The organism is Streptomyces sp. NPDC059201 (genome assembly GCF_042754585.1).
In the GTDB taxonomy this organism is placed as follows: Bacteria; Actinomycetota; Actinomycetes; order Streptomycetales; family Streptomycetaceae; genus Streptomyces.
The window spans coordinates 1-24,523 of the sequence record NZ_JBHZBB010000001.1 but is presented as its reverse complement, the minus strand read 5'-3'; the positions used below and the strand labels follow the sequence as shown (position 1 = coordinate 24,523).

Below are 24,523 nucleotides of genomic sequence, written 5' to 3'. Positions count from 1 at the left end.
CCTCGAAACTGGGATGCCCCCATTAGGTCTAATGGGGGCATCCCAGTTCTTTTACAGCCTCAGGCCGGGGCCTGATTGCTGCGGGCCGGTGATCCGCGGGCCGTCTCTTCGTACGGCCGACGGAGCCGGTGGAGCAGCGGCCAGGGCCTGCAGGTTCATCCGGCCGAGCATCTCGGCTTGCCGCTGTTTTGGGTCGAGCCCGCTTCGGTGCTGCTGCTCGGTGGAGATGGCCTCGATCAGTCTCTGCGCGTTCTCGACGCGCTGCTGCGGGGCGCCCACGGTCGCCGCGCCGGCCAGAAGCCGCGCGTTGTGCATCGAGTCCCGCGTACGGCGAAGCTCGTCCAGCGGCGCTCCGGCTTCCCGGAGGGCGTCGAGACGGGCTTCGTTCGCTCCTGTCCTGTGTGCGGGCCCGCAGGGCGTCGGCGCGCGCCTCGGCGGCCTTCAGGTCTTCCTGGGCACGGTGGAGCAGCTGGACGACCTCGGTCTTGCGGGCGGCGAACTGGCCGTCGTCGTGTACCGCGAGGGGGTTGATGACGGGGATGGCGCGCTGCTCGATGCTGTTCAGCAGCGGTGTCCGCTCGGTCGTCATCTCGGTACGGAGCCGTCCTTGGGTCTGAAGGAAGCGGGCGCTCTCCTCCAGGGTCCAGGGCCGGTTCCGCTCGGCCGTGACGGCTTGCGATGTGGCTGCCCCCAGGTTCCATCCCTGGGGGCCGGACTCGTTGATGTGCAGGACTTCGCCGGTCCGGCGCGCCACGTAGACGATGTCCACGGCCTGCTGGCGATCGATCGCGGCCATGGTGTCCAGCACCCGTGAATACGCCTGGTCGTGGATTTCCGGGGCGACCCATCGGCCGTAGCCGACCTGGTCGGGCTGGCGGGCGCGGTGGTAGCGGTTCACGATGCCCTGGAGGCTCATGGCTTCGTGGGTGGCAACGAAGGCCGCGCCGACTCGGTAGCCGGCCCTACGGAACTCGGCGAAACGGGCCAGTGGCCAGTCCGGTCCGCCGAGCGGGGCGCTGACGACGATGTCCAGGCGTTGCGCGCGCAGCAGGCGTGCCGAGCGGTTCCACCAGCGGCTTTTGAGGTCTTCGCCGGCCAGGAAGGCGCTGGTGATGTCGTTGCCCCTACCGAGGTCCGCGTAGCGCGGATGCAGGGCCACGATGTCATCGCCGTCCAGGGGAAACGCGTCCTGGCGGCCGAGGCGCTGAAGGATCGCGGATTGGACGGTGCTCTTGCCTGCGCCGGGCTGACCTCCGACGAACAGCACGACGGGGTTCTCGCGCCTCTCGCCGGTCAGGGAGGGGCGAACCAGCTGGTTGAAGAGGCGGGCGTTGTCCCAATCAGACAGCATCGGCGTGGGTTAGAGCCTTTCGGAGCTCATACGTTGTCCGCTCGGACCGCGCGCAGCAGGGCCGGGTAGTCGCGCAGAACCCGCTGGACCTCTTCGGTGTCGCGGACGCTGAGGGAGCGGCGCTCTGCCAGGTAGGTCTGCTGTTCGGACCGGAGCCGGGCGGCCTCATCGGCCTCGGCTGAGGCGATGCGGGCGCTGTAGGCACTGACCAGGGCGGTGATCAGGTCCCGGGCGGTTTCGAACGCTTCGGCGTCGTCGAGAGACCACACCCCCATGTGCGTCGGTGCGGCTAGCCCCGACTGCTGTTCCATGTCGCTCATAAGTTCCCCCTGTCTGCGGCCCGCGTGGGGCGACGGTGGCGATTCTCCGGACGGAGCTGCTGAGGTCGGGCAGACTCGGTGATGTCCTCGCCTGCCTGATGAAGGGACTGGTCATGACCGTCGGCTGGTACAAGAGCTCCTACAGCACGAACGAGGACTCCTACTGAGTGGAGGTCGCTCATCCTGGTGGCGAGCTTACCCATGTACGCGACTCCAAGGTGTCCGACAGCCCCGTGCTGGCGCTGTCGAACACGGCGTGGGGACGGTTCGTTGCGATGGAACCCGAGGCCCGTCCCACTGCCTGATCTGTTACGCCGATACACGCGGCCCCCGGTGCTGTGCAGGGGTCGGGGTGGCGACGTTGGGCGCTGTCTGGGCGGCCGGCGACTGGGCGGCGGCGCGTCGCTGACCAGCCGTGTGTCTCCGACTCGGCCTACCAGAGCGTCGCCGTATCCGCAGCGAGATGCGGAGGCGATCTCGGTGCCGTCCGGGGCCGACACGGTGACCGAACTGTCCTTGATGAGGGCGTGGTAGCCCGCTGTGCGCTGCACCGGCTGTGCCCCGGAAGGGAGTGTCAGTGGGACATGCGAGGTGCCTGGTTCCTTTTCAGGTGCGGTTTCCATGCAGGTCTCCTCACAGAGGCGGCTCGGGCTCGTCGGCCATCCGCTCGGCCTCGGCGGCCGCCGGGTGAAGGACGGGGGCGGTGGCCATGGCGGAGGTCATCAAGAAGGTCTCGAAGTCCTGGCCGGTGTCCGGGGCGTAGTGCGGCGCGAGCGACTGGTGGCTCGTGGCGCAGGCCGGCAGGCTCAGGCGAGGAGTCAGGGTGTGCAGGGTGTTGATCCAGTCCGCTTCCCCGAGTTCGCGGCCGGGTGCTTCGGGGGCCGGCGTAGGTGCGGACCCAGCCCATGTACAGGGCGGTCAGGTACTCGATGATCGGCGGGTGTTGGTACCAGCACGGCGGGATGTTGTTGTGGAGCTCGAAGGTGTCGCGCAGCCAGTCGATCCATTCGGCGAGCTTGCGCAGCCGCTGGCGGCGGTCGTCCGGTTCCATGGCAGACCAGCGCCGGGGCGGGGGGCCAGAGGCTGGCCGGGTTGAGAAGGGGGTCAGACACGGGTTTTCGCTTTCCTCTGCTCCTTCACGACGGTTGTGTGCGTGAGGTAGCGCTTGAGGTCCTTGTCGCGGAACACCAGCCGCATCTTGATCTTGATGGGGGGCTGGTTGGAGTACTGGGCGTTCGCGGTGAAGTCCTCCATCTGCTGCAGGGAGTGGACCGGGGCGAGGTCGGTCTCGGTGGGCGCGGTGTTGGTGGAGGCGTTGCCGGATCCGCGACTGTGGGAGGTGCGCATCACCTCGGTCCGGCCGTACAGGCCGGAGAAGTAGCGCAGGGTCTCCAGATCTCCGCAGCCTGGCAGCAGCAGCAGCAGGCGCAGGCCGGAGGCGGACAGTACGGTGTTGGCCTTCCGGGTGCTCCCCCACGGCTCCGGACTCGGCGTCCACCGCTGGGTCGTCGAGCGGACCATCGCCTGGATTCACGGCTTCCGCCGCCTACGCGTCCGCTGGGAACGACGCGACGACATCCACGAAGCCTTCCTCGGCCTCGCCACCTGCCTCATCACCCACCGACACGTCCAACGCCCTTGTTGGGACCTCTAAGGTGCGGACATGGCTGTCATGGATGTCCGCAACGATGCAAAAGGATGGCTCGTCATGTGGCTGGAGCCACTTGGTGAGGATCGATGGCTCAGGCCGGACGAGACGTTCCGGGTCCGATCCAACTACAACGGCGATGAGCTGGCCTTCTCCATAACCTTCTGGGTGGATGACGACGACCGGTCGGCGGGGATCGAGAACGTCGCCGTCTGGATCGAGAACGGTGACTGCTACGCGGAAGTCACCGACAGGGCGGGCAACCTTATCGAGTGCGGGCACCAAAGGCCTAAAGAGGTCAACAGGCGATGGCAGGCCGCGCTCGAAGAGGGGCACCGGCGTGCGGCGGAGCGCAAGGCCGGAGGGGAGGCAGTCGGATGATCGCGGCACCGCGCCGCACCTCGACCGCGTCGTCCCCATCCGGGGGACGCTGTCGGCCGGGCTGGTATCGGCGACGGTGATGGCATCGGTCGTGGAGAGGGCCTGTGTGGTCTGGGGGAACAACGGCGTGCTCGAGGCAAACCGTGCCGGAGGGGTTGGCGTCGTCGTAGGCTCACCTGTCCACGTCAGCCCGCTTTGGCGTCCGGGCACCAGGCCCGGTATCCGACCGGTTATCTACGGCAGCCGGCGGAGGAGCCGACCACATTGCCGCAGTTTCCCGACTCCTTTCGGCTGTCGGCATTCGCTTCTTGGGCACCTTGTTCCCGCCCGGGCGTTCAGCTCCCCTTGCGGTCGGCCTATCGCCGCCAACCTTCAGCGACGGACCCGGACAGGGTTTCCACGTTTCGCACACATGAGATGCGACCGGGGTCCGGTGCCCTCTGCTGCTCCCCGCTCGCGCGGGGATGGCCCCGCCTACCTCGACAACCTGCCCGAGGACCACGTCTGCTCCCCGTACGCGCGGGGATGGTTCCGACCACCAGGACCCGGGCAGATGGCCCGCGTTCTGTTCCCCGCACGCGCGGGGTGTTCGAGTCTCGGTCGCTTGGGCCGCTGTTCTGTGCCGGTTAGGGAGGGGCGGTGGGTGTTCTGTCTGTTTCGGTGGAAGGTGCTTGGGGGCGTGCCGGCGTGGGGTAGAACTGCTGGTCAGGAAGTCTGCTCCCCGCACCCGCGGGGATGGTCCTGCCCTTCCCCCCCCACACCCCCCGGAGGAGGTCTGCTCCCCGCGCCCGCGGGGATGGCGCTCACACGGTCGTGACCGCAGCGTCTCCCCGTGTTCGTGGGGGTGTTCGGGTCTCGGTCGCTTGGGTCGTTGTTCTGTGCCGACGGGGGAGGGGTGGTGGGTGTTTTGTCTGTTTCGGTGAAAGTTGCTTGGGAGTGCGTCGGGTAGAACCACTGGTCAGGAAGTCTGCTCCCCGTACGCGCGGGAATGGTCCCCACGGCCGCTGGGTCGCCGACTGCGAATGCCTCTGCTCCCTGTACGCGCGGGGATGGTCCCCGGCCCCGGAGACCACGACGCCGGCCATGATGCTGCTCCCCGCTCGCGCGGGGATGGCCCCCACCGGCCGGGGCCGCTTGCGTGGAACACTCCCTGCTCCCTGCTCGCGCGAGGACGGCCCTGTCGAGGTGCTGGACCACATGTGTGGTCACGACTGCTCCCTGCACGCGCGGGGACCCGGGTGACCAGGAACAAGACGGCGTCCTGCTCCCCGCTCGTGCGGGGATGGACCCGTGACCCGCTCCCAGCCCGGCAACTTCGGGTACTGGGCTCCCCGCCCCGCGGGGATGGCCCCGAGATTGAGGAGGGCTCGAAGTCGATTCGCTGCTGCTCCCTGCGTGTGCGGGGATGGCCCCTTGATCGCGTTCCTTCGCGCTCGCCTCGACGACTGCTTCCAGCTCGCGCGGGGATGGTCCCTTGACCCGGCCCGTCTCCGGGGCCCTGAGAATCCGCTCCCCGCACGTGCGGGGATGGTGTTAGACGACTCTCTGCGTGGTCATGAAGGGGGGTGACGGCGACATCCCCGTCAGGATGCCGATTCATCCGACTCAGAAGGCCTACGGTCGCGGGCACGTCGCAGAAGGTGCCTCGCCAGCAACACGACCCAGGCCACCAGCATCAGCGTCGCGGCGACCCTCACCCAGGGCGCGGTGCCGCTACTGGCCGCCGTCCACCCGAAGAACAGGATGCTCAAACACATCCAAGCCGGGCCGTCAAGGAAATCGCCCTTCGCGTCTCGTGACACCCCAACCCCCTCCTGCCCAATTCCGCGGCCTGTTCGCCACGGCAGAAGGATATGGCAGCGGATGGAGCAGTCTCCGATCGCGGCCGGGCAACTCTGTCGGCCACCACGCGCTCCGGCAGTGACGTCAATTTCTCGTGAACATCCACGAGCCTCAAGATCGCCAACTGCTGCTCAAACCGGCAGACAAACGCTGCTGCTTGAAGTGAACGAAGCCAGATGCCCCCTGCGGGCGTTGTGGTCGGTGGGTGTGGGAGAGGTTCGTTGTGGTCGCTCGCCACCGAGCTCACTATGTTCGGGGGTACTCACCACCATGCTCACCACCGTGCTCACCATGGCCGGGGTTGCTCACCACGGTGCTCACCCACGGGTGGCCCCTGGGGGTGGTTTGTCTTTTCGGTGAAAGTTGCTTGGGGGCGGGCTGGTGGCGTGTAGAACTGCTGGTCAGGAAGGTGCTCCCCGGACCCTGATGGGGATTCTTGAAAATCACCAGGTCCGCTCTTGGTCCCCCAGACAGTTGCGCGATCAACGACGGGCCGGGGCCGCCCGATCGTGGAGTGTGCGGGACGTGCCGAGCCGTCAAGGGCGCCTCCGGCGGCGCTGCGCGCTGGGCTTCGCCCACCCTGGACTGCTCGACTCGTCCCTGGACCTGGCTGGCTATCGGCCGGCCCCTCCGCTGTGGCGCCCAGCCGCAGGTCAGTGGCCTGTGGGTGGGGAGCCAAGGTGAGCAAGTCTGCGGAGACCCTGAGCGCGGGGTGGGGAATTTCAGATATCGCCATCAACCCGCGGGGATGGACCCCTCCAGCACGTCAGCTCGGCGCACTTCGCCTCCTGCTCCCCGCCCGCGTGGGGATGCCCCCGGCTGTGGACCAACTTCGGCCCGACCAACGTCTGCTCCCCGTAAGAGGGGGGATGGCCCCCTCGTGCGCGCTGTGGATGATGAGCCGCTCGCACTGCTCCCCGTGTGCGTGAGGATGGTCCAAGGACCGGCACGATGCCGTGGGTGCCAGCTGTCTGCTTCCCGTGCCCGCGGGGATGGACCCGCCCGCTACGACCTCACCCTGTTGGACCGGGACTGCTCCCCGCGTTCGCGGGGATGGCCCCAACGCCCGCCAGAGCAACTACGACCGGCTCGTCTGTTCCCCGCACGCGCGGGGATGGACCCTGCCCCTCGACGAAGCCGCCAAGGTGCTTCGCCTGCTCCCCGCGTCTGCGGGGATGGTCCCATCCAGGACCGTTCGGTTCTCGAACTGGAGAACTATTCCCCGCTCGCGCGGGGATGGTCCCCCTCAAGGTCGATGTGGGCGAAGGCGTCGAGTGCTGCTCCCCGTGTTCATGGGGATGCTCGTGAGGTGCCGGCCGACCGCGCGGAGACTCTGCGGGGATGGCCTCTCCTGGAAGATCTTGCGGTGGCCCCGGCTGGCTCTGCTGTTCCCCACGCCTGCGGGGATGGACCTGGTGTCGACCTTTCCGAGTGCGCACGCAAGGGCTGCTCCCTGCGTCTGCGGGGATGGTCCCTCAATGTCCTCGCCCTCGGGCGCGCCGCCGGGGAAGCTGCCAGCACCGGCGGCACACTCGGCTCGCGCTGAAGCGAAACGAGCACGTAGCCCGCCGATCCTGTGAACGGCCCTCGACCAGCCGATCCAGGAGCTCATGGGGTCGCCACCAGGACCTCGGGAGGGCGAAATTGCGGGTGCGGGCCTGCACAGCGGGCTGGTAGCGGGGACGAGCCAGCCGCCCAGAACCAACAGGTACAGGTGCCGGCGCAGGTCGGCGGCCTCGCCCGCGACGGTGTTGCGGCAGAGGAACTCGAAGTCGACCCAGCGCAGCGGGTCGGCGATGGCCGGTCGCGCAGCAACGCGTTGGCCTGCTCACAGGATCGGCCCCACGTCGCAGTCTGCCTGGGAAGCACGAAAAAGGGCCGCGGCCATTGATGCCGCCGGACCCGGGACGGACGGTGGTGCCGGTTCCGGCGGCTTTCGAAAGGTCGCACTTGCGCCGTGGGGCTCAGGCCGCCGCATGGCGCGGGGCCGTCAAATCGACACACCGCAGCCCACCGATCCTGATGAACTTCGGTACCCCAATTGCGTCACTGTGTGGCCGTTCACACAGGTCAGAGCCCTCGAGGAGGGTTTCTCGCCGCGGAGGGCTGCGCCCTGAACAATGCCACCATCGTCACAGATTGCTCTGTCGTGGTCACTTAATGATGTGAGATGGAGAGCCGGATGACGCTGTCGTCTGACGATTTGCAGTACCACCGCCGTGTGCTGATCAGCGCCGCTGTTCGTGCAGGGTATGCGCACACCTGCCGCTACGAGGAGCCGGCCGCCCGACGAGAGATCGCCCGGATGACCGGGGTCGTCATGTCGGTATGTGGCCCAGGCCGGGGCCCGAACACGCCGGCGGCGCTCATCGCAGCCCTGCATCATCCCCTCGCACAGATCGCTCCCGGCCTGTTCGCCGACAGCCAGACGGGCTCACTGACGGTACTCGACGGCGGTGATCTCAGCGACGACGTGTACGCCGAGGGATGTGAGGACATCGTCGAGCTGCTCAGCGGCGGCGTCGACCCCGCGCGCCGCTGGCTGCCCACCTGGGCGTGGATGCACGGCGAGATGGTGGAACGTGAGGCGTTCCAGCTGATCAACGAGGGTGCCACCGAGGACGAGTACACCGCGCACCGGTACTTCGTGGTCAAGCAGCCCGCAGGCGGGGAGCGGCAGCTGGCAGAGCTGTTCAGTTCGGCGGTCGGCATGCGCAAGTCCGTGCGCTACGTGCCGATCCCGGCGGACCAGGTGTTCCGGGGGAAGTGGTGGTGGCCGTGCCCGATGTGCAAGTGGCCGATGCACGTCGACGGCGACGAGGTGCGCTGCCGCTTCCCGCTGCACAACGCGGTGTACTTCGTGCGTGCCGATTCCGCGAAGGGGCGCCCGCTGCTGCAGCGGCGGGACGGCGGCGTGCCGCGGCAGCCGGCGGCGCGGCCCTGTCACCGGGAGGGGCCGAACCGCAGCATGTGCGTGGAGACCGCGGTGTGGCGGCACATCGTCATCTCCGGGGTCTCCGAGATCTACCTCTTCGAGCGGATGGAGGCACTCCAGGCGAGGGGCGTCGAGGTCGAGCTGTGGCCGGGCAAGGACCGCTACGACCTGCTGATCCGGGTTCCCGCGACCGGCTGGGAGCTGCGGATCGACGTGAAGGACTACGCGAGCGCGGTGTCGCTGGCCGACCGGCTGCGCAGGAAACCACCGGCGGCGCGAACCATCGTCATCCCCGACTACCGGGGCGAGGCACAGCGCGACGAGCTGGCCGAACTGCTGCCCAACCTGAAGGTGTTGCTGGTGAGCGAGGTCATCAAGGCGGTCAAGGCCGAACTGCGCAAGGCGGGCCGACGATGACCACACCGGTCGTGGAGAAGGACAGCGAGCTGGACCGGCGGATTCTGCCGAAGGTCATCGCCTGCGCGTGCGCGCTCGCGCAGGCGCACTTTCCGCTGCGGGCCAAGGACGGCAGCGCCGGCACCGACTTCAAGCGGGTGTCCTACCTGCTCACGGGCCAGTACGACGCATGGAGCGGATACCCGCAGCTGTTCGGCGAAGAACAACGGCGCATCAGCCGGATGCTGCGCCAGCGCCCCAACCGGCTGAGCAACGAGGAGTCGCTGCGTACGGACGCGGAGCGCTTCCTGGCCACGGGGGCGCTGTGCGAGTACGTCCTGCAGGACGACGATGTGCTCGCCGCCCGCCACGGCATGCTGCCGCGGGAGCTGGCCGACGTGCTGCTGGAGGAGATCGACCGGCTGCGTGCCGAGAACTCCGCCGCCCTGCCCCATGCCGAACCCGGCGACTACGTGACCACCTTGCGGGTACCGGTCGCCGGCCACGACTCCACGTGGGCCCTCCAGGCCCACTACACGCTGCAGGAACGTCATGAGGCACCGGAATCCGAGCCGATCCGGGTGCACACCGCACCGGCCGGGCAGATTACCATCAAGGTCAAGGAGTTCCTCGCCCTCAACCGGGAACTTGACCAGCAGGCCGGTGAGACCTTCCGCACCGGATCCCTCGAACCGTTGTTCGCCCAGCTGCGAACCGGCGACGATGCCAAGGTCGGCGATCTGCTGCAGGTCGAGGCGGGGAACCTGCAGGTGCTCCAGGCCCCGACCGGATTCGGCAAGAGCGTCCTCATGCGGAGCCTGGGCTCCTGGGCACAGGCCGAGGGCGCCACACTGGGACTGGCCGTGCCCACCACCATCGCCGCGCTGAAGATGGCCTACGGCATCGAGAAGGACCTGCGCTCACGCGGCGTCGAGCATCCCGAGCGCCTGGTCGTGCCACTGATGTCCCCGAACAGCATGATGGCCGCCCTCGATCAGGTGGCCGCGGAGTCCAGGGACAGACCCTTCGTCAAATGGGCCGAAGACCGGCTCGGCTACGGCTGCGCCCTGCCGTCGCTGGCGACCGTCGACGACGAGGTCGACGCGTGGGTGCCCGGCCACGAAGCGTGCATGTCCCTGGTCCCGTACCGGCCGGCAGGAGTCCCGGAATCCGGGCGCGGCTCGAAGACGCGGCGGCAGGGAATCTGTGCCTGCCCGTATCGGCAGGTGTGCGGCAAGTTCCGGCTCGCCCGGCAGGCATGCACCGCGCAGATCATCGTCACCACGCACGCGAACCTCTACCAGGGCCATCTGCACATCCCCGTCCAGGTCGACTCCGGGGCCGTCGTCGAGCGGATGACGGTGGAGGAGCTGATGCTGCGGCGCTGCCAGTTCACCGCCGTGGACGAAGTCGACGCCTTCCAGTCCTTCGTCCTGGGACGGGCAGGCAGAGGACTCACCCTGGCCTGGGGCAACCGCCAGGACCAGCGTCCGCTGCTGCGGCTCGACGGCGAGTTCATCCAGGCCTTCGGACGGGTACGCCCAGCCCTCGACGAATCCATGCGCAACACCTTGATGCGCACCCGCTGGCTCGCCGAGACCTACACCAGCCACCTCGCTCACGGCACCCTCGGCCCCAGCGACCGCAAGGACACCAAGAAGAAGAGCCGCTCCGCAAAGAAGTCGGGGCGTCCGCAGCAGGAGCGGCGATGGATCATTCCGCAGCGCTGGGACGGCTGGATCAGCACCCAGCTGCGGGCCCTGTTCGCCAACGACGAGACCCAGGTCAGCGAGCAGGAACGCGAGTTCTCCCCGGACGTCGCCGAGCGCTACCACTTCGCCGCCCTGTACGAGCGCAAGATCAAGATGACGGCGCTGCCAGAACACCTGCACCCGTTCGCCGAGCTCCTGCGCGATGTCATCGACCCCGACGGGGATGCCGGATCCCTGTCCCACGTACGCAAGCAACTGGAGAAACTACTGGCCCGGTGGGTGCCCAACCAGCAAGTGCGCGCCGACGTGCTGGACCGGATGCTGCGCCGGGCCTTCCTGGAGCCGCTGCGCCTGCTGCTGTACCGATTCGTCCATAACGCCCAGCAGCTCAAGCTGGCCGGGGTCGAGGCGGCACGCGACATCGCCGACGTTCTGGGGCCCTTCAGCGCGTGGCGGGCCATCCCGCACGGCCCGCAGGGCCGGCTGATGTTCGCCTTCACCGAGGACGTGCGGACAGGAATGCCGGAGGACACACGCCTGAGCGTGGCGGCCTTCGGCGGCGACCCCCACACCTACGTCACCACCCTCGGACAGATCACGGCGCTCGCCCACAGCGGCCACAAACGCGCAGTACTGGGCCTGTCAGCCACCGCCTACGCGCCCGGGGCGCACCGGCACCACGTGCACACCGTCCCCACCTGGTGGGTGCCCGACGACGTCGATCACGGGGTGAGCATCGAAGCCGAACTCTTCCCCGGACTCGGCGAAGAGATGCTGCGGATCTCCGGCGTCACGGGCAAGGACCGCATTGAGGCCACCCGGCTTCTCGGCCGTCGCATGTGGCCCCGGCTGCGCGGCGAGCTCCACGACCTCGGCCGGCAGAGCAAGCACCGGGTGCAGGACTCCATCCTGCTCGTCACCACCTCCTACGACAGCTGCCAGCACCTGCGCGACGGCCTGCTGGCCGCGGGCGCCGAACCCGGACTCGTCGCGGTCACCGTCCGGCCCCGCCCGGAAGACGAACCGGCATCCCGCCACGACGAGACGGGCGAACCGCTGTGGCACGAGATCCCCGGCGATCAGCTCGAATCGTTCACCCGGCTGCCCAAAGCCCGGATCCTGATCGCACCGCTGGGCCGGGCCGAGCGCGGACTGAACATCCTGGCACCCCAGTCCAACAAGTCCGCGATCGGATCCATCTGGCTCGCCATCCGACCCGTCCCACTGGTCGACGAGCCCGACGAACTCCTCGCCCACGTCGGCGCCCGAGCCCTGGACGAGAAGCAGACCAGCCCCGAGCCCTGGACGGAGCTCGAGCGACGCCGCGAAGTGGCCGGCCACTACTTCGAAAAGCTGGTCACCAGCGAGCGCTACTTCCGCTCCCTGCCCGCCCGGGCCAAACGAGCCATCGCCGCCGAACTCATCATCAGCCTCGTCCAGCTCGTCGGACGCGCCAGACGCGGAGGCACACCCGGGCGGATCAAACTCGTCGATGCCGCCTTCCTCGACACCCGCGGCAACTCCGACCTGCCCCACCTCATCCGCGACCTGCGCGAGCAGTGGACCAAGAACCACGAGCTGCCCCTGATGCGCCGCTACTACGGCACCACCCTGAACGCCTTCTTCCGCTTCGCCGACCGTCACGTGGGGGAGACCACCCGATGATCAGCACCCTGGCCTTCCTCTTCCCCTACTCCGCACTCGGCAAGATCACGCTCTACCCCCTGAACAACGAGTTCGGCCAGGCATGGAGCAGCTTGCCCACCTACGGGGACGCCAAGAACGGCAAGCCGCGCCGCCCCCCGTACGCCGGACTGGCCTCCGCGCTCAGCGCCGTCTCCGGCCAGCCCGTCGTCCTCATGCCACACACCTACGAGCCCGCGGACGACGACTTCGCGCAACCCGCCGTCGCCGTCACCACCAAGCCGTTCGACGCCTGGACCCTGTCCACCGCGGTACGCGAATGGGAACGGCGCGTACGCAAGGGCGACGACACCAACACACTCGCCCCCCTGCTCGCAGCCGCCGAAGTCGAACACCCCCAACTCGCATCCTTCGTCCGCGGCGCAGAAGACGGAACCCCACACGCCCCAGGCTGGTTCTACCGCGTCGCAGCCTGGAACTTCGCACAGCGCCTGGCCCGCACCCCCCTGCTCATCCCCAACGGCCCCCGCATGCGCCGCATCCACTGGCGCATGGACACCCAAGGCAGCCTCATCAGCTGGGACAACGTCACCCAACGAACCACCCTGAAGCCCAAGCGCACCGGATACGCCCTGCACAAGCTGGACTTCCGGGTCATCACCCAGCCCGGCGAACCACTCTTCGCACTTCACGTGCTGCCCAAGTTCAGCAGACTCGCCACCCACTGGGCCAGCACCCGTACCGCCTTCATCGAGCACGGCGGACACAAGAACACACTGCTGCGGCTGCCGATCGGCCACACCAAGAACAGCGACGGCCAGTGGGTCCCCTACGCCCGCAACTACGCCGCCGAAGTCCTCGAAGCCTGCGACATGGACTTCACCACCTGGCCCACCAACGACGACCTCGCCGCGCTGCGCGGCCAGATGCGCGCCCTCGTACCCGCCCCCACGCCCCACGTCCTCGGCAAAGGCGTCGGCACACGCTTTAACAAGATCCTCGCCGACCACATCACCGACACTTTCAAGCGCCCCACGATCTTCCAAGTAGGCTTCGAGGCCACCGACGTCGAACTCACCCGCCCCACCAAAGGCGCCGTCACCCGAGCAGACCTCGACCACGCTCTAGCCGCCACAGGCAGCGACACCGTCCGCATCATCGCCCTCTACAACGACGGCACCACCCGCAAGAGAATGAGCGAGGCCCTCGCCGCATACACGACCACCCCCGACCAGCCACTCGACTGCGGCGACCAGCAAGACCACCGCCTCAGCCAACGCCTCGTCGTCCGCTTCCACCGCCTGCGAGCCCTCGACCACGCCGAGCAGGTCGACTGGGACACCGAACTCGAATTCCTCGACCAATTCCACGACGACGCCGTCAACGGCGCCTGGGTCGAGACCATCTGGAACCCCAAACCCACCAAACGCGAACGCGAAGCCGGCCAACACCGCCACGACCACAAAAGAGACCTTCGCCGCGCCCTGTACGAACGCGACATCGTCTCCCAGTTCCTGGCCCGCCAGAGCCCACCCGAACCCGACGACGCGACCGAAGCAGACACCGACACCGACACCGACGCCGAGGCACCCAAGGACTACAAGGCGATCAACGCCCTACGTGACCTGCTTTTCCGGCTCGGCTGCGTGGACGACCGCCTGCGCCACGTCACCGAGCTGAAAGACGAGCCCATCCTGGTCGGCATCCACCTGCGCCAGCAACGCGTCAGCAACCGCCGCCCCGGCGCCGCCGACCGCACACAGATGGTCGAAGTCCTCACCGCACTCCACACCAGCAACGACCCCGACCGACCCTGGCACCTGCACTCCTACGACCACCACACCCACGACTGGCGCCCCCAGGCAGCAGCCGAAGCGGCCTTCGGCCGACGCGCCATCGGTCGCGAAGGACACGCCCGGCACGAAGAAGGCGCCCTGCTCGCCCGCCAGCACATCGAATCCGCCCTGAAGATCCTCCCGTCCGACCGCCCCCTGATCATCTTCGTGGACACGGAAGCCTGCAGGACCATCTGGCCAGGCCTGCAGAACGTCCGCTTCGGCAAGGGACCGCTCCCGGGCGATCACCTACGCACCGAGACCCGGTCCGTCGCCGTAGTCGCCATCAACACCTCCTACGGCGAAGTACCCACCCCCGTGGAGAACACCACCAGCCCCCGCAAGAACCCCAAGCGCCCCCCCAAGCCCCAGGAGCGCCTCTACCGTCGTACCACCAGCACCGATCACACCAGTTGGTACATCGCCCAGGCCTCCCGCACCTACGACGGCTTCGGCGGCGCAGGGAGCATCGGCGGCCTCCACACCCGCTTCACCCTCCCGAAGGAAGACTGGGCCCTGCAACGCAAGGACTGGCACAGCTTCACCGCCACCCAGATCACCGTCCCTCACGCCGCACAACACGACCCGGAACAACTTGCAGCACTCGCAGCACAGTTGTGCCACCAGTCCCTGTCCTGGGACGCACGCACCCGCCACCCCGTCCCCCTTCACGTCGCCGGAGCCATGGACCGCGCCCATCCCGAATACCGTGGCCCCAGCATGGAGACCGCCCACATGCCTGAGAGCGACGAGGTGCAGGGCGGCGAGTAGCAGGCACGAGCCGGCCTCGACCCGACTGCCGTGCTGGCGAAGGCGGAAGAGGCAGGCGCGCAGCAGACGGCGGGCGTGACCGATTCGGTACACCGTGCCGGTGAGCTCGACCTCGTCGACCTCACCGGCGACCAGCTGGTCCCAGGCCGCGACGTACGTCGAGAGTTCCTCCGCCTTGGGACTGGTGTTCTCGTCGAAGACGGTACGGGCGTCGACCTCTGGGGCGGCCTCGCAGGGGATCAACCCGCGTGTCCGCGGCTCCACCTCACAGCAGAGCGAAGTCCGAAGGTCGGACGGGCGCCGTGGGCGGTGGAGTGCACAGTCCCTCTTCCCGGCAGGCTGCGAACTCTCTCTTCGGCGATCGGGACAGCAGCAGCACCGGTCTGGCTCTGTACGCGGGAACCGGTTCTGGCCCACCTTCTGTGAAGGTTCACGGACAGTGATGGCAGTGGTGTGGTGGGATGGCCGGACTCTGCTGTTGATCCGCTGGGGGACCGCTGTGACGTCCTCGTACCCGTCCCTGACCCGTGCCTTGGCCGAGGCTCTGGTCCATGTCCTGTGGTTCATCCACGGCAGCGAAGGAGGACGTCGCCCACGTGGTCAGCACGCTGCCGAGTGATTAGCAGCAGGAGCTGATCACCCTGCTCGGCGAAATGGCAGCTACCGAGACCGACCCCGCTCGCCGTGAGTTCCTGGAGGAGTTTCCGGAAGGCTTCGGGCTTATCGACGATCTGCCCTGAAGACTCTCACACCCAGACTCCTGCGGACTCGCAGGCAGAGGACGACCCGTCTGCCGCCGCCGGGAACATCAGGCGGAAACCGCAGATAGGAGCTGTGAATCCGCCGCGACCAGCTCCCGCAGCCAGGGCAATCGGACCCGGCCACCGTCCTCTGGGCCTCGATGCGTACCGCTCGTCAGTCACGTCGACCGACAGCACAGCCACGTCCGAGATCGACGGGAACAGTAACTCCTCCTCAGGCAGCTTCCCGAGGCTCCACTCACGAAAAAACGTCACCCTGTGTGATGCTTTACGGAAAGTGAGCCAGAACCCGAGAACGGACAGCGCTGGGGAGCGTCGACATCGGTCAGCCGAAGTCGGCCGAGGCCAGGGCGACCGCAAGCGTGATGTGAGGGAGGGCGCCCAGGCAAAGCTCGGCCGCAGCGCTCGGGTCAGTGGCAGCGCGAGCCTCCAGCAGTACCAGCAGACCGGCTACCACCGCAGCGTCGACTGCCTCGTCGAGGATCTCGTCCACGGCGAGCTCGCCACCGGCAGCCAGCTCGTGCACCAAGGTGGCCGCTTCCTGCGGATCGGCCCGCCAGCGGGCGGCAACTTCGAAGCCGGCGCTCACCAGGTCCATCGCGGCGGTCTGCTCCACCGTCGGCAACGGTACGCAGTTCTCGCCGAGCTCGGCCTGCTCCGCGAATTCCTGGGCCTGGGCCACGGCGCATCGTGCCGCATACGTCCGCTGGGCCTTAGGGCCTGTGTGATGTCGTGATCAGTTGCCGGGTTCTGTGCACTTCGTGGGGAGGGACCCGGTAGGAATGTGGTCGTGACGCGTAGGCAACTCACCCATGCTCAGTGGAAGTTCATCGAGCCGTATCTGCCGATCGGTAGGTACGGCCCGTATCCGGAGCGTTTGCGGGAACAGTTCGAGGGGGTGATCTGGCGGTTCCGCTCCAGCGGTCAGTGGCGGGAGATGCCTGCCGAGTTCGGCCCCTGGGCCACCGTCTACGGACGTTTCCGCGTCTGGCGGGACGCCGGTGTGTTCACCGCCCTGTTGGAAGGTCTGATCGCTCAGGCAGCCCGCGCGGAGCAAACAGACTTGTCGCTGGTCAGCGTGGACTCCACTACGGTCCGCGCCCACCACGACGCCGCGGGGCTCCGCGTCAGCAAGCACCTCATGTCGGCCCTGGAGGAAGCCGCGCAGGAGCAGGAGGCAGCCCGGCAAAAAGGGGCGGCGCGGAGGAACAGAACGGACAGGCCGAGCGCCGGCGCATCCGGCGCCGACGCAAGCTCCGCCTGAAGCAAGCCCTGCTCGGCCGGTCCCGGGGCGGCCTCACCAGCAAGGTCCGTTTCATGCCCCACCACGACCACCGCATCGAAGTCTACGACGCCGCTACCGGCCGCTGTCTCGGCCCTGCGGACCTGGCCGACCAGGCCACCGAGGAACAGGTCAGCGCCGTACGGCGGGCCCGAGCCGCCCGCGCCCGCCGACTGAAGAAGGACCTCGAAGCTTCCCAGCGGGAACGCTACGCCGCCACAACCCAGGCCGGGCCCCCGCAGCGGCTCGGTGTGCTGATCGGTGCGCAGGCCGATGCCGAACTCGCCCAGGCCACCGGCACACGCTTGTCGGATCTGGCGCTGCCGGATGTCGTCCCGCCCGCCGCGCCGCCGGCCGACTGGCGCACCCCGGCCTCCCTCGCCGCGCGCACCCGTCCTACCCGGACCGGCGCAACGCCGCCCGTTCGCCACGCCCCGCCTGCTGAGGGCCCGCCCGCCCCGCCGGCCGCCGGCATCGGCTCCTTGCCTGCGCGGGGATGACCCGGCTGTACCTACAGCAAGGGCGTCAAGTACCGCTGTTCCCTGTGTCCGCGGGGATGGCCCCTCGTTTGAGTGCTGGTGCCGCTGCTTCATGACCTGCTCCTCGCGCCCGCGCGTGGATGGCCCTCACGACGGGTGGGTCGATCGTGAGAAGGGCAACTGCTTCCCGCGGGTGTGGGGATGGTCCCGCAGCCAGCAGAGCCGGCCTCGGTCGGTTTCTCGTTCCCTGTGTATGCGGGGGAGGGCCGTCGTCGATCACGGGGACCTCGAGGTCGTCCTGGTGCTGCCCACGTCGGCGGGGACGGACCCCCGCCGCCCACCGCTCCGCAGACTCAGCAGCGCGGGCCCCCGCTCGCGAGGGGATGGTCCCGTGACCGGGTTGCCCAGGCGGCTCCTCGTGGAATGCTCCCCGTGCCTGCGGGGATGGACCCCAGCCCGTACACGTCAAGAGCCACCTGACCTGCTGCTCCCCGCGCCTGTGGAGATGGACCCTGGGCGTATGCGAGCTGCTGTGTCTCGTTCAGCCTCCTGTTCCTCATGTGTGTGGGCTCCAGGTCTGCGTCGTAGGTGCCAGCCCTCTGCTCTCGTACACGCGGGGAGGGCCCCAGCGCGGATGGCTGGCCGGTCTAGGCGTAGGTCTGCTCCCCGTTCGCGCGGGGAGGGCCCCTACGTGAAGGGCGACGGGTACTCCTCTCGGCTGCGGGGGTGGTGCCGGTACTGGAGCCGGGTTTTGGTGGTGGGGTTGTGTCGGATTTTCGGTCGCTTGGGTCGCTGTAGTTGGCGGCTGTGGTGAGTGGGGGCGGTCAACGTGGTTGTTCACCACTGTGCTCACCATGGCCGGGGTTGCTCACCACGGGGCTTGCCATCGTGCTCACCGTGGTTGTTCTCCAGCTCCTGAGGGGTGTTTTATCTGTTTCGGTGAATGTTGCTTGGGACCGTGCCGGTGTCGGGTAGAACTCCAGGTCAGGAAGACTGCTCCCCGCGCCCGCGGGGATGTCTCACGGCCTCCGCGATCGTGCCCACGCCCTGGGCGCTGCTCCCCGCGCCCGCGGGGATGTCTCTATCCTCGCGGGCGGCTACGACCAGGGGAACGCCTGTTCTTTGCTCGTGCGGGGATGGCCCCGACTCTGAACCCGCTCTCTGGGGCCGGGCGTTCTGCTCCCCGCACCGGCGGAATGGTCCTGACCCTCATCAAGATCACCGGGGCGAGGGAGACCTGCTCCCCGCGTCCGCAGGGATGGACCCAGCAGCAGCTTCACCTCGATCGCGTTCACGTGCTGCTCCCCGCACCTGCGGGGATGACCCCTGGTCGATGCGGGATGCCAGGGCGATCTTGGTCTGCTCCCCGCCCGCGCGGGGATGTCCCCACGTCCTACTTGGTCGGCATCAGCCCCATCACCTGCTCCCCGCGTACGCGGGGATGGCCCCCCTCGACATCCACCTCATGGGCCCCCTCGGCTTCTGCTCCCCGCACGACCCTCACCGCACGTTCCTGCTCCTCGCGCACGCGGGGATGGTTCCCGCTGGGACTGGACGAACTTGAGCCCCTCGTCCTGCTCCCCGCTCGCGCAGGGATGGCCCCAGCCACACCCCGAGGCCGGCCAGCGCTGCGCCCTGCTCCCTGCCCGCGTGGGGATGGCCCCTCTCCCCGGTGCTCAAGGGTTTCGACATCGGTCTGCTCCCCGCGCACGCGGGGATGGCCCCCACCTCGGCATCGGCAAGGAGCACGCCAAGAGCCGCTTCTCGCCCGCGCGGGGATGGTCCTGCCGCGGCCCCGACGGAAAGCTGATCGGCCAGCTGCTCCCCGCGTCCGCGGGGATGGTCCCGAGGCGCTGATCCGCGCCGAGTCGACCTCCACCTATTCCCTGCACCTGCGGGGACGGCCCCGTCACCCGGCAGGCCATGCGCGCTGCCATGGCCTGTTCCCCGCGCCTGCGGGGATGGTCCCTACGGTCGCATGGCCGGTCTTCGGGTCAGTCGTGCTTCCCGCCCGGGCGGGGGTGGACCCGCCGCGTCTGCGTGCACACGATGCCCTGTCCCCGCGGGGGATGGCCCCCGGTGGCCGAGTCCAACATCGAGGACTCGTTCTGCTTCCAGCGCCCGTAGGGATGGCCGCACATCGACGTCAGTGTCGGCGTACGCAGCTTTCTGCTCCCTGCTTGCGCGGGGATGGCCCCTTGGCTCTGTTGATGACGAAGAGCAGCGCTTCTCGGGCGGTTCGGGAGGCGCTGCCCGCGTCGGATATCGATGGCTTCGGACAGCAGCTCGGTGCCGACTGGCAAGACGCCGCGTGCCGCTCGTCCGGGGCCCGGGACAAAAGCGCTGGCTACGGGTGTAGGTGGCGGCCCTCGTCCCGCCGTTGCCGAGTGCCGGCGGGTGCCTCCCGTTCTTGTCGACATCGAGATCCGGGCGCGGGTGAGTGCCTCCCGAGGTCGTCGACAACCGCTGTCGTGTGACGTCGACAAAGCCAGCCCCTCGCCCTCGCAGGTGAACCCGCCGTTCTGGACCTGCTCCCCGTGTACGCGGGGATGGTCCCGTCGGCACGAAGCCGGGCGAGTTCGCCAGCTACTGCTTCCCGCGCGTGGGGATGGTCCCGCCCTGGACAACGCGGCACGCCAGCTGCTCCTCGTACGCGCGGGGATGGTCCCGGGGTGAGCACGTGCTGATCCTTCACTTCCTGCTGCTCCCCGCGCCTGCGGGACTCGTCTTCGGGTGTGGGTGCTGAAGCCGGGTTTTGGCGGTGCTGCTGTGTCGGTTCTTCGGTCTCTCGGGTCGGTGGTCGTGGTGAGTGGGGGAGCGGTCATTGTGGTCGCTCACCATGGAACTCACCATGCCCGGGATTGCCCACCACGGGCTCACCACAGTGCTCACCATGGGTGGCGCCTGGGGGTGTTTTGTCTGTTTCGGTGAAAGTTGCTCAGGGGCGTGTGGTCGTCGGGTAGAACTGCAGGTCAGGAACACTGCTCCCCGCGCCTGCGGGGATGGACCTTCGGACCGGCAACTCAGGTCGTCGACCCGAAACTGCTCCCCGCGCCTGCGGGGATGGACCCCGTCCTCCGGCCCTTCCGGGCAACGGATCTCGCTGCTCCCCGCGCCTGCGGGGATGGACCCGCGAACATGGTCTCCAGCAGGTCCTGGTCGACGCTGCTCCCCGCGCCTGCGGGGATGGCCCCTGGGCGTATGCGAGCTGCTGCGTCTCGTTCAGCTGCTCCCCGCGCCCGTGGGATGGTCCCGAGACCGACGGCATCGACCGCATCCTCGCGCTCTGCTCCCGCACCTGCGGGGATGGCCCCTGCGTGAAGGGCAACGGGTAATACCGGCACCACCCCCGCAGGCGAGAGGATCGGCTGTGTCGGTTTTTCGGTCGCTTGGGTCGCTGTTGTCGGTGGTCGTGGTGAGTGTGGGGGCGGTCATCGTGGTCGCTCACCACTGAGCTCACCATGGGCTCTGGGTTGCTCACCGCCGAACTCACCATGCCCGGGGCTGCTCGCCATCGTGCTCACCTTGGGTGGTTCTCCGGACCCCGAAGGGTGGTTTGTCTGTTTCGGCGAATGTTGCTTCGGGGCGGCTTGCCGTTGGGTAGAACTGCTGGTCAGGAAGTCTGCTCCCCGCGCCCGCTGGGATGGTCCGACGGTCACCGAACGCCTCGTCCTCGCCCAGTGCTGCTCCCCGCACCCGCTGGGATGGTCCTCACCGATCGGTGTCGGGCTCTCGGTCCAGGCCCTGCTCCCCGCGCCTGCGGGGGATGGTCCCCTCATGCAGCAGGACAGCGTGGCCAAACGCGTCTGCTCCCCGCGCGTGGGCGGGGATGTCCGGGCGGAGGCCAGCGTCGGGTGGGCGGAGGCACTGCTCCCCGCGCCCGCGCGGGGGATGTTCCCACGGCGGCCGCTACTGCGGAGCTGGCCGCGCTCTGCTCCCCGCGCCTGCGGGGATGTTCCGCCGATCGCGGCGACCACGGCGGCGCACACCGCCTGCTCCCTGCGCGTGCGGGGTTGAACGCGTCGTTCGCGCTGCCGAAGCCATGGCCCAACTCTGCTCCCCGCTCGCGGGGCCCCGCGGAGATGCACGAGCGGCTGTTCGCCGGGTCGGTGGGGTCGGTCTGGTGTGTGGGTTGTTGGGTCGCTTGGGTCGCTGTCGGCCCGGCCCCGGCCCGCCTGTCTCCTATCCCTGCCCCTGGCTGTGGCTGTGGCTGTGGTGAGTGGGTGGGCTTATCAGCACGCTCACCATGGTTGTTGTCGGTCACCACGGGGCTCACCAAGGGGTGTTGTTGAGCCGTCGCCGACGGGCTCGGGTGTTTTGTCTGTTTCGGTGAAAGTTGCTCGGGAACGGTCCGGTGGCATGTAGAACTGCAGGTCAGGAAGTCCGCTCCCCGCCCGCGCGGGGATGGTCCCCGGTGGCAGCCGCTCCGAGGCGGACGCCGGGGGCAGCCGCGGAAAGTGTGAGGGGTGGGGCGATGGAGACCTGCCCATCACGCAGACCCGGACCGGACAAGAAAACCCCCCGGCCCGGGCCCGGCCGGTGCCTCACAACTCTCAACACACCCCACCACCAGGAAAAACCAGCCTGAGAGACACCCAGGAAGCCCCCACAGACACCACAGAACCGACGGGCAGCGGGCGGCTGGCACAAGCCCGGCAAGAGGACACCCGGAACGGGCACAGCGACCACCCGGCGACCACCCGGCGAGGGAGTCCTGCCCCACCACACGCCCCGGGACACAAGGCAGCAACAACACGCCACGCCGGCAGGAACACCACCCGACAACCCCCGCACCCCGCATACGACTTCCGCATACGACAAACAGAGGCACAACCCCCTACGGAAACACGCCACCCCCACACAGGGCGCACGGGAAGCAGGGCGCAGCGCTGGCCGGCCTCGAAGAGTGGCTGGGGCCCATCCCCCGAACGGAGAGCAGATCGCCATGAGCTTGGTGGCGGTGGCGACGTCGGGGCCATCCCCGCGCGTGCGGGGAACAGGAGGCCGTGCGGGTCGGTCCCGGACCGCTGGAGGGGCCATCCCCGCGCGTGCGGGGAGCAGCTTCCTGACCTGCAGTTCTACCCGACGACCACACGCCCCTGAGCAACTTCGACCGAAACAGATAAATCACCCGATCTACGGGTGCTGGCTCAAGAACAACCCTTGGTAAGCACCGTGGTAACCGACAACAACCATGGTGAGCGTGACGGTAAGCCCACCCATGCCCCACGACCACGAGCAGAGAGGCCAGGAGGCCGGCCGGCAGCGACCCAAGCAACTCAACAACCCACCCGACATAACACCCCCACGGGCGCGGGGAGCAGCCACCGCCATCAGCGCCGGAATCGCCTCACTGGGACCATCCCTGCGTACGCGGGGAGCAGCCACCGCCCATGATTCGCAGGAGCATCGGGCCGGGACCCTCCCTGCGTACGCGTGGGGATGTGTGGGGACGGCCCCGGAACCGGCCGGCCCGGTCCTGACCATCTGTTCCCCGCGCTTGCGGGGAACAGCCCCTTGCGGTACGCGATGGAGCCGGCCTCCTGGCCTCTCTGCTCGTGGTCGTGGGGCATGGGTGGGCTTGCCGGCCCCGGGAGGACTGAAACAGAAGGCTGCTGCCCGCGCCTGCGGGCCCTCAGGGTGGCCCTCAGGGGTGTTGTGGTGGTCGTCGGCCGAGGTGCTGCTCCCTGCTCTGTGCACCAGCGTGGTGGTCTCGGTGGTGGGGGAGCGGGAGGCGGTTTCCCGGCGGTGCGGGTGATGCGTTTTCCGCATGAGGCCGGGTCCTGTATGTCGTATGCGGAAGTCGCATACGGGGTGTGTGTTGTCGGGTGGTGTTCCTGTCGGCGCGACGTGCTGTTCCTGTTGCTGCCTGTCTCTGACCGTGTGGTGGGGCGGAGCCCGCGTCCGGCGAAGGGCCTGACCCCGCCGCTGCGCCCTCTCGGGTGCCCCTCCTTGTCGCCTGTGGCCTGTGCCGGCTCTGCTTGGGTGCGTGCCGGTCTGTCGTCTGTAAGGGCCTGGGCGTGTTCTGTCCTGGGTGGTGGCGTTGTGGTGAGTGTGGGGGGTTCCTGGGTGTCTCTCAGGCTGTCCTGCCTGGTGGCGGGGTGGGTTGAGAGCTGTGTGGGTGTTCCGGTCGTGGCTTTTTCAGAGCACTGGCCGGGCTGGGGGAGGGGTTCTTCCTCCGGCTTGGCACGGTGGGATGGGTAGGTCGTTGTCGGGCCGGCGCTGTCTTCCGTGGCGTCGACGGCCCTCCTTCCACCCCAGCCGTTCGTGGGTGGCCTGCCTGCCCCTGTTCAGCGTGCGGCGCTGGGACGAGCCCGGGGCTGCTTCCCGCGGGGTGTGGGGCAGGGGGATGTGGTTTCCGCATGAGGGATGACCGCCCCTGTCGGGTATGCGCTTTCCGCATGCACGCGAAGGGCTGCTCCCCAGCCTCTCCTTCCCTGTCGCCGACGCATGCCCTCTGCCGGCTTGCCCGCTCGAGCTCACGAGTGGCGTGCTCCGCAGCCCGCCCCGCCCCGCCCCGCCCCGCCCCGCCCCGCCCGGGCCACGCCCCGGCACACAACACCCTGCTGGTGCGCCCCTGTGGCTGCTTCTGTCTTTGGAGGGGCGGTGGGTGACGGTTCGTCTTGATGTGCTTTCCGCATGGGGTGTTGATGGTCCGCCAGGAGGTGTCTGCTGACAGCTTTTTGAGCATCGCTCACCCGAAGCAAGATTTCTAACAGTTGTCAGCATATGAGGGGTTAGGGTAATTTTGATACAGGTCTAGACAACTGCTTTCGAGCTCCCCTCGCATCTATCACTCACAGTGACATTCCATGCGGCGTCCTACGCCCGTGAATCCCCACCCCGGCACCACTCGAAGCCGCATCCCACGAGCCCGACAAACGGCCGGCACGCACCGCCGGCCCCGCAGGGGCCGCGCACCACCCACCCCACCCAACACACCCTCAACCACTCACCACAAAACCCCCACTTACCACCACCACACCCCGCCGCAGGCGGGCGCCCACCACAAACAACCCCCCACCCCACACCCGCACTCGTCACACCACCAACACCACCCCGCAGTCACCGGAGGTGCCTGCCTCCCACGCAGCCAGCCCAGCGCCGCGCAGCGGCGCAGCACCTTTGGCGTGACGCAGTCACGCCGCGTCGTGTCTCCGCAGGAG

11 protein-coding genes and 3 pseudogenes are annotated in these 24,523 nt (G+C 68.5%); 9 read left to right on the top strand and 5 right to left on the bottom strand.

What is annotated here, in order from left to right; all coding sequences use genetic code 11:
• Positions 1-28: 28 nt before the first annotated feature.
• Entirely contained in the window at positions 29-1,351 is a 1,323-nt protein-coding gene (locus tag ACFXMG_RS00070) for a zeta toxin family protein (RefSeq protein ID WP_383822599.1), read from the bottom strand.
• Positions 1,352-1,377: 26 nt separating this feature from the next.
• Positions 1,378-1,671: a hypothetical protein gene (locus ACFXMG_RS00065; protein ID WP_383822602.1), complete on the bottom strand. Its 294-nt coding sequence runs from the start codon at positions 1,669-1,671 to the stop codon at positions 1,378-1,380.
• Positions 1,672-1,706: 35 nt separating this feature from the next.
• Here ACFXMG_RS00065 and ACFXMG_RS00060 point away from each other — a divergent pair, with 35 nt between their 5' ends.
• Positions 1,707-1,838, top strand: coding sequence for a hypothetical protein (locus ACFXMG_RS00060; protein ID WP_383822605.1), 132 nt, complete (start codon positions 1,707-1,709; stop codon positions 1,836-1,838).
• Entirely contained in the window at positions 1,839-1,976 is a 138-nt protein-coding gene (locus tag ACFXMG_RS00055) for a DUF397 domain-containing protein (protein ID WP_383822608.1), read from the top strand. It begins immediately after the preceding gene.
• 799 nt (positions 1,977-2,775) lie between these two features.
• Here ACFXMG_RS00055 and ACFXMG_RS00050 read toward each other — a convergent pair.
• Positions 2,776-3,135 (bottom strand): annotated as a pseudogene (locus ACFXMG_RS00050) (hypothetical protein); the annotation flags it as partial.
• Between ACFXMG_RS00050 and ACFXMG_RS00045 the strand changes: the two are divergent.
• The 5 genes and pseudogenes from ACFXMG_RS00045 to ACFXMG_RS00025 all read left to right on the top strand — a co-directional run.
• A pseudogene (locus tag ACFXMG_RS00045) lies at positions 3,122-3,325 on the top strand (transposase); the annotation flags it as partial. The pseudogenes ACFXMG_RS00050 and ACFXMG_RS00045 overlap by 14 nt on opposite strands.
• A gap of 9 nt (positions 3,326-3,334) precedes the next feature.
• Positions 3,335-3,700: a hypothetical protein gene (locus ACFXMG_RS00040; RefSeq protein WP_383822610.1), complete on the top strand. Its 366-nt coding sequence runs from the start codon at positions 3,335-3,337 to the stop codon at positions 3,698-3,700.
• Between the two features lie 4,024 nt (positions 3,701-7,724).
• A complete protein-coding gene (locus ACFXMG_RS00035) occupies positions 7,725-8,894 on the top strand; it encodes a hypothetical protein (protein WP_383822613.1) in 1,170 nt (389 codons plus the stop codon).
• Positions 8,891-12,250, top strand: a complete 3,360-nt coding sequence (locus tag ACFXMG_RS00030) for a hypothetical protein (RefSeq protein WP_383822616.1) — start codon at positions 8,891-8,893, stop codon at positions 12,248-12,250. The genes ACFXMG_RS00035 and ACFXMG_RS00030 overlap by 4 nt, the downstream gene beginning before the upstream one ends.
• Positions 12,247-14,835, top strand: a complete 2,589-nt coding sequence (locus ACFXMG_RS00025; protein WP_383822618.1) for an RNaseH domain-containing protein — start codon at positions 12,247-12,249, stop codon at positions 14,833-14,835. The genes ACFXMG_RS00030 and ACFXMG_RS00025 overlap by 4 nt, the downstream gene beginning before the upstream one ends.
• 720 nt (positions 14,836-15,555) lie before the next feature.
• On the opposite strand, the gene ACFXMG_RS00020 is transcribed toward ACFXMG_RS00025, so the two are convergent.
• Together ACFXMG_RS00020 and ACFXMG_RS00015 are read right to left on the bottom strand one after the other, a co-directional pair.
• Complete coding sequence (locus ACFXMG_RS00020; protein WP_383822621.1) at positions 15,556-15,720, bottom strand: transposase family protein; 165 nt, start codon at positions 15,718-15,720, stop codon at positions 15,556-15,558.
• A gap of 201 nt (positions 15,721-15,921) precedes the next feature.
• Positions 15,922-16,278: a hypothetical protein gene (locus ACFXMG_RS00015; protein WP_383822623.1), complete on the bottom strand. Its 357-nt coding sequence runs from the start codon at positions 16,276-16,278 to the stop codon at positions 15,922-15,924.
• 108 nt (positions 16,279-16,386) lie between these two features.
• Between ACFXMG_RS00015 and ACFXMG_RS00010 the strand changes: the two are divergent.
• Positions 16,387-16,907: pseudogene (locus ACFXMG_RS00010) on the top strand (transposase); the annotation flags it as partial.
• Between the two features lie 6 nt (positions 16,908-16,913).
• Positions 16,914-17,378, top strand: coding sequence for a hypothetical protein (locus tag ACFXMG_RS00005; protein ID WP_383822632.1), 465 nt, complete (start codon positions 16,914-16,916; stop codon positions 17,376-17,378).
• Positions 17,379-24,523: the final 7,145 nt, after the last annotated feature.

Bases quoted from the DNA above. Each gene is read 5' to 3' on its own strand.
- ACFXMG_RS00065 (WP_383822602.1), bottom strand. From the start codon at position 1,671: ATGAGCGACATGGAACAGCAGTCGGGGCTAGCCGCACCGACGCACATG.
- ACFXMG_RS00025 (WP_383822618.1), top strand. From the start codon at position 12,247: ATGATCAGCACCCTGGCCTTCCTCTTCCCCTACTCCGCACTCGGCAAG.
- ACFXMG_RS00030 (WP_383822616.1), top strand. From the start codon at position 8,891: ATGACCACACCGGTCGTGGAGAAGGACAGCGAGCTGGACCGGCGGATT.
- ACFXMG_RS00040 (WP_383822610.1), top strand. From the start codon at position 3,335: ATGGCTGTCATGGATGTCCGCAACGATGCAAAAGGATGGCTCGTCATG.
- ACFXMG_RS00035 (WP_383822613.1), top strand. From the start codon at position 7,725: ATGACGCTGTCGTCTGACGATTTGCAGTACCACCGCCGTGTGCTGATC.
- ACFXMG_RS00070 (WP_383822599.1), bottom strand. From the start codon at position 1,351: ATGCTGTCTGATTGGGACAACGCCCGCCTCTTCAACCAGCTGGTTCGC.
- ACFXMG_RS00005 (WP_383822632.1), top strand. From the start codon at position 16,914: ATGCCCCACCACGACCACCGCATCGAAGTCTACGACGCCGCTACCGGC.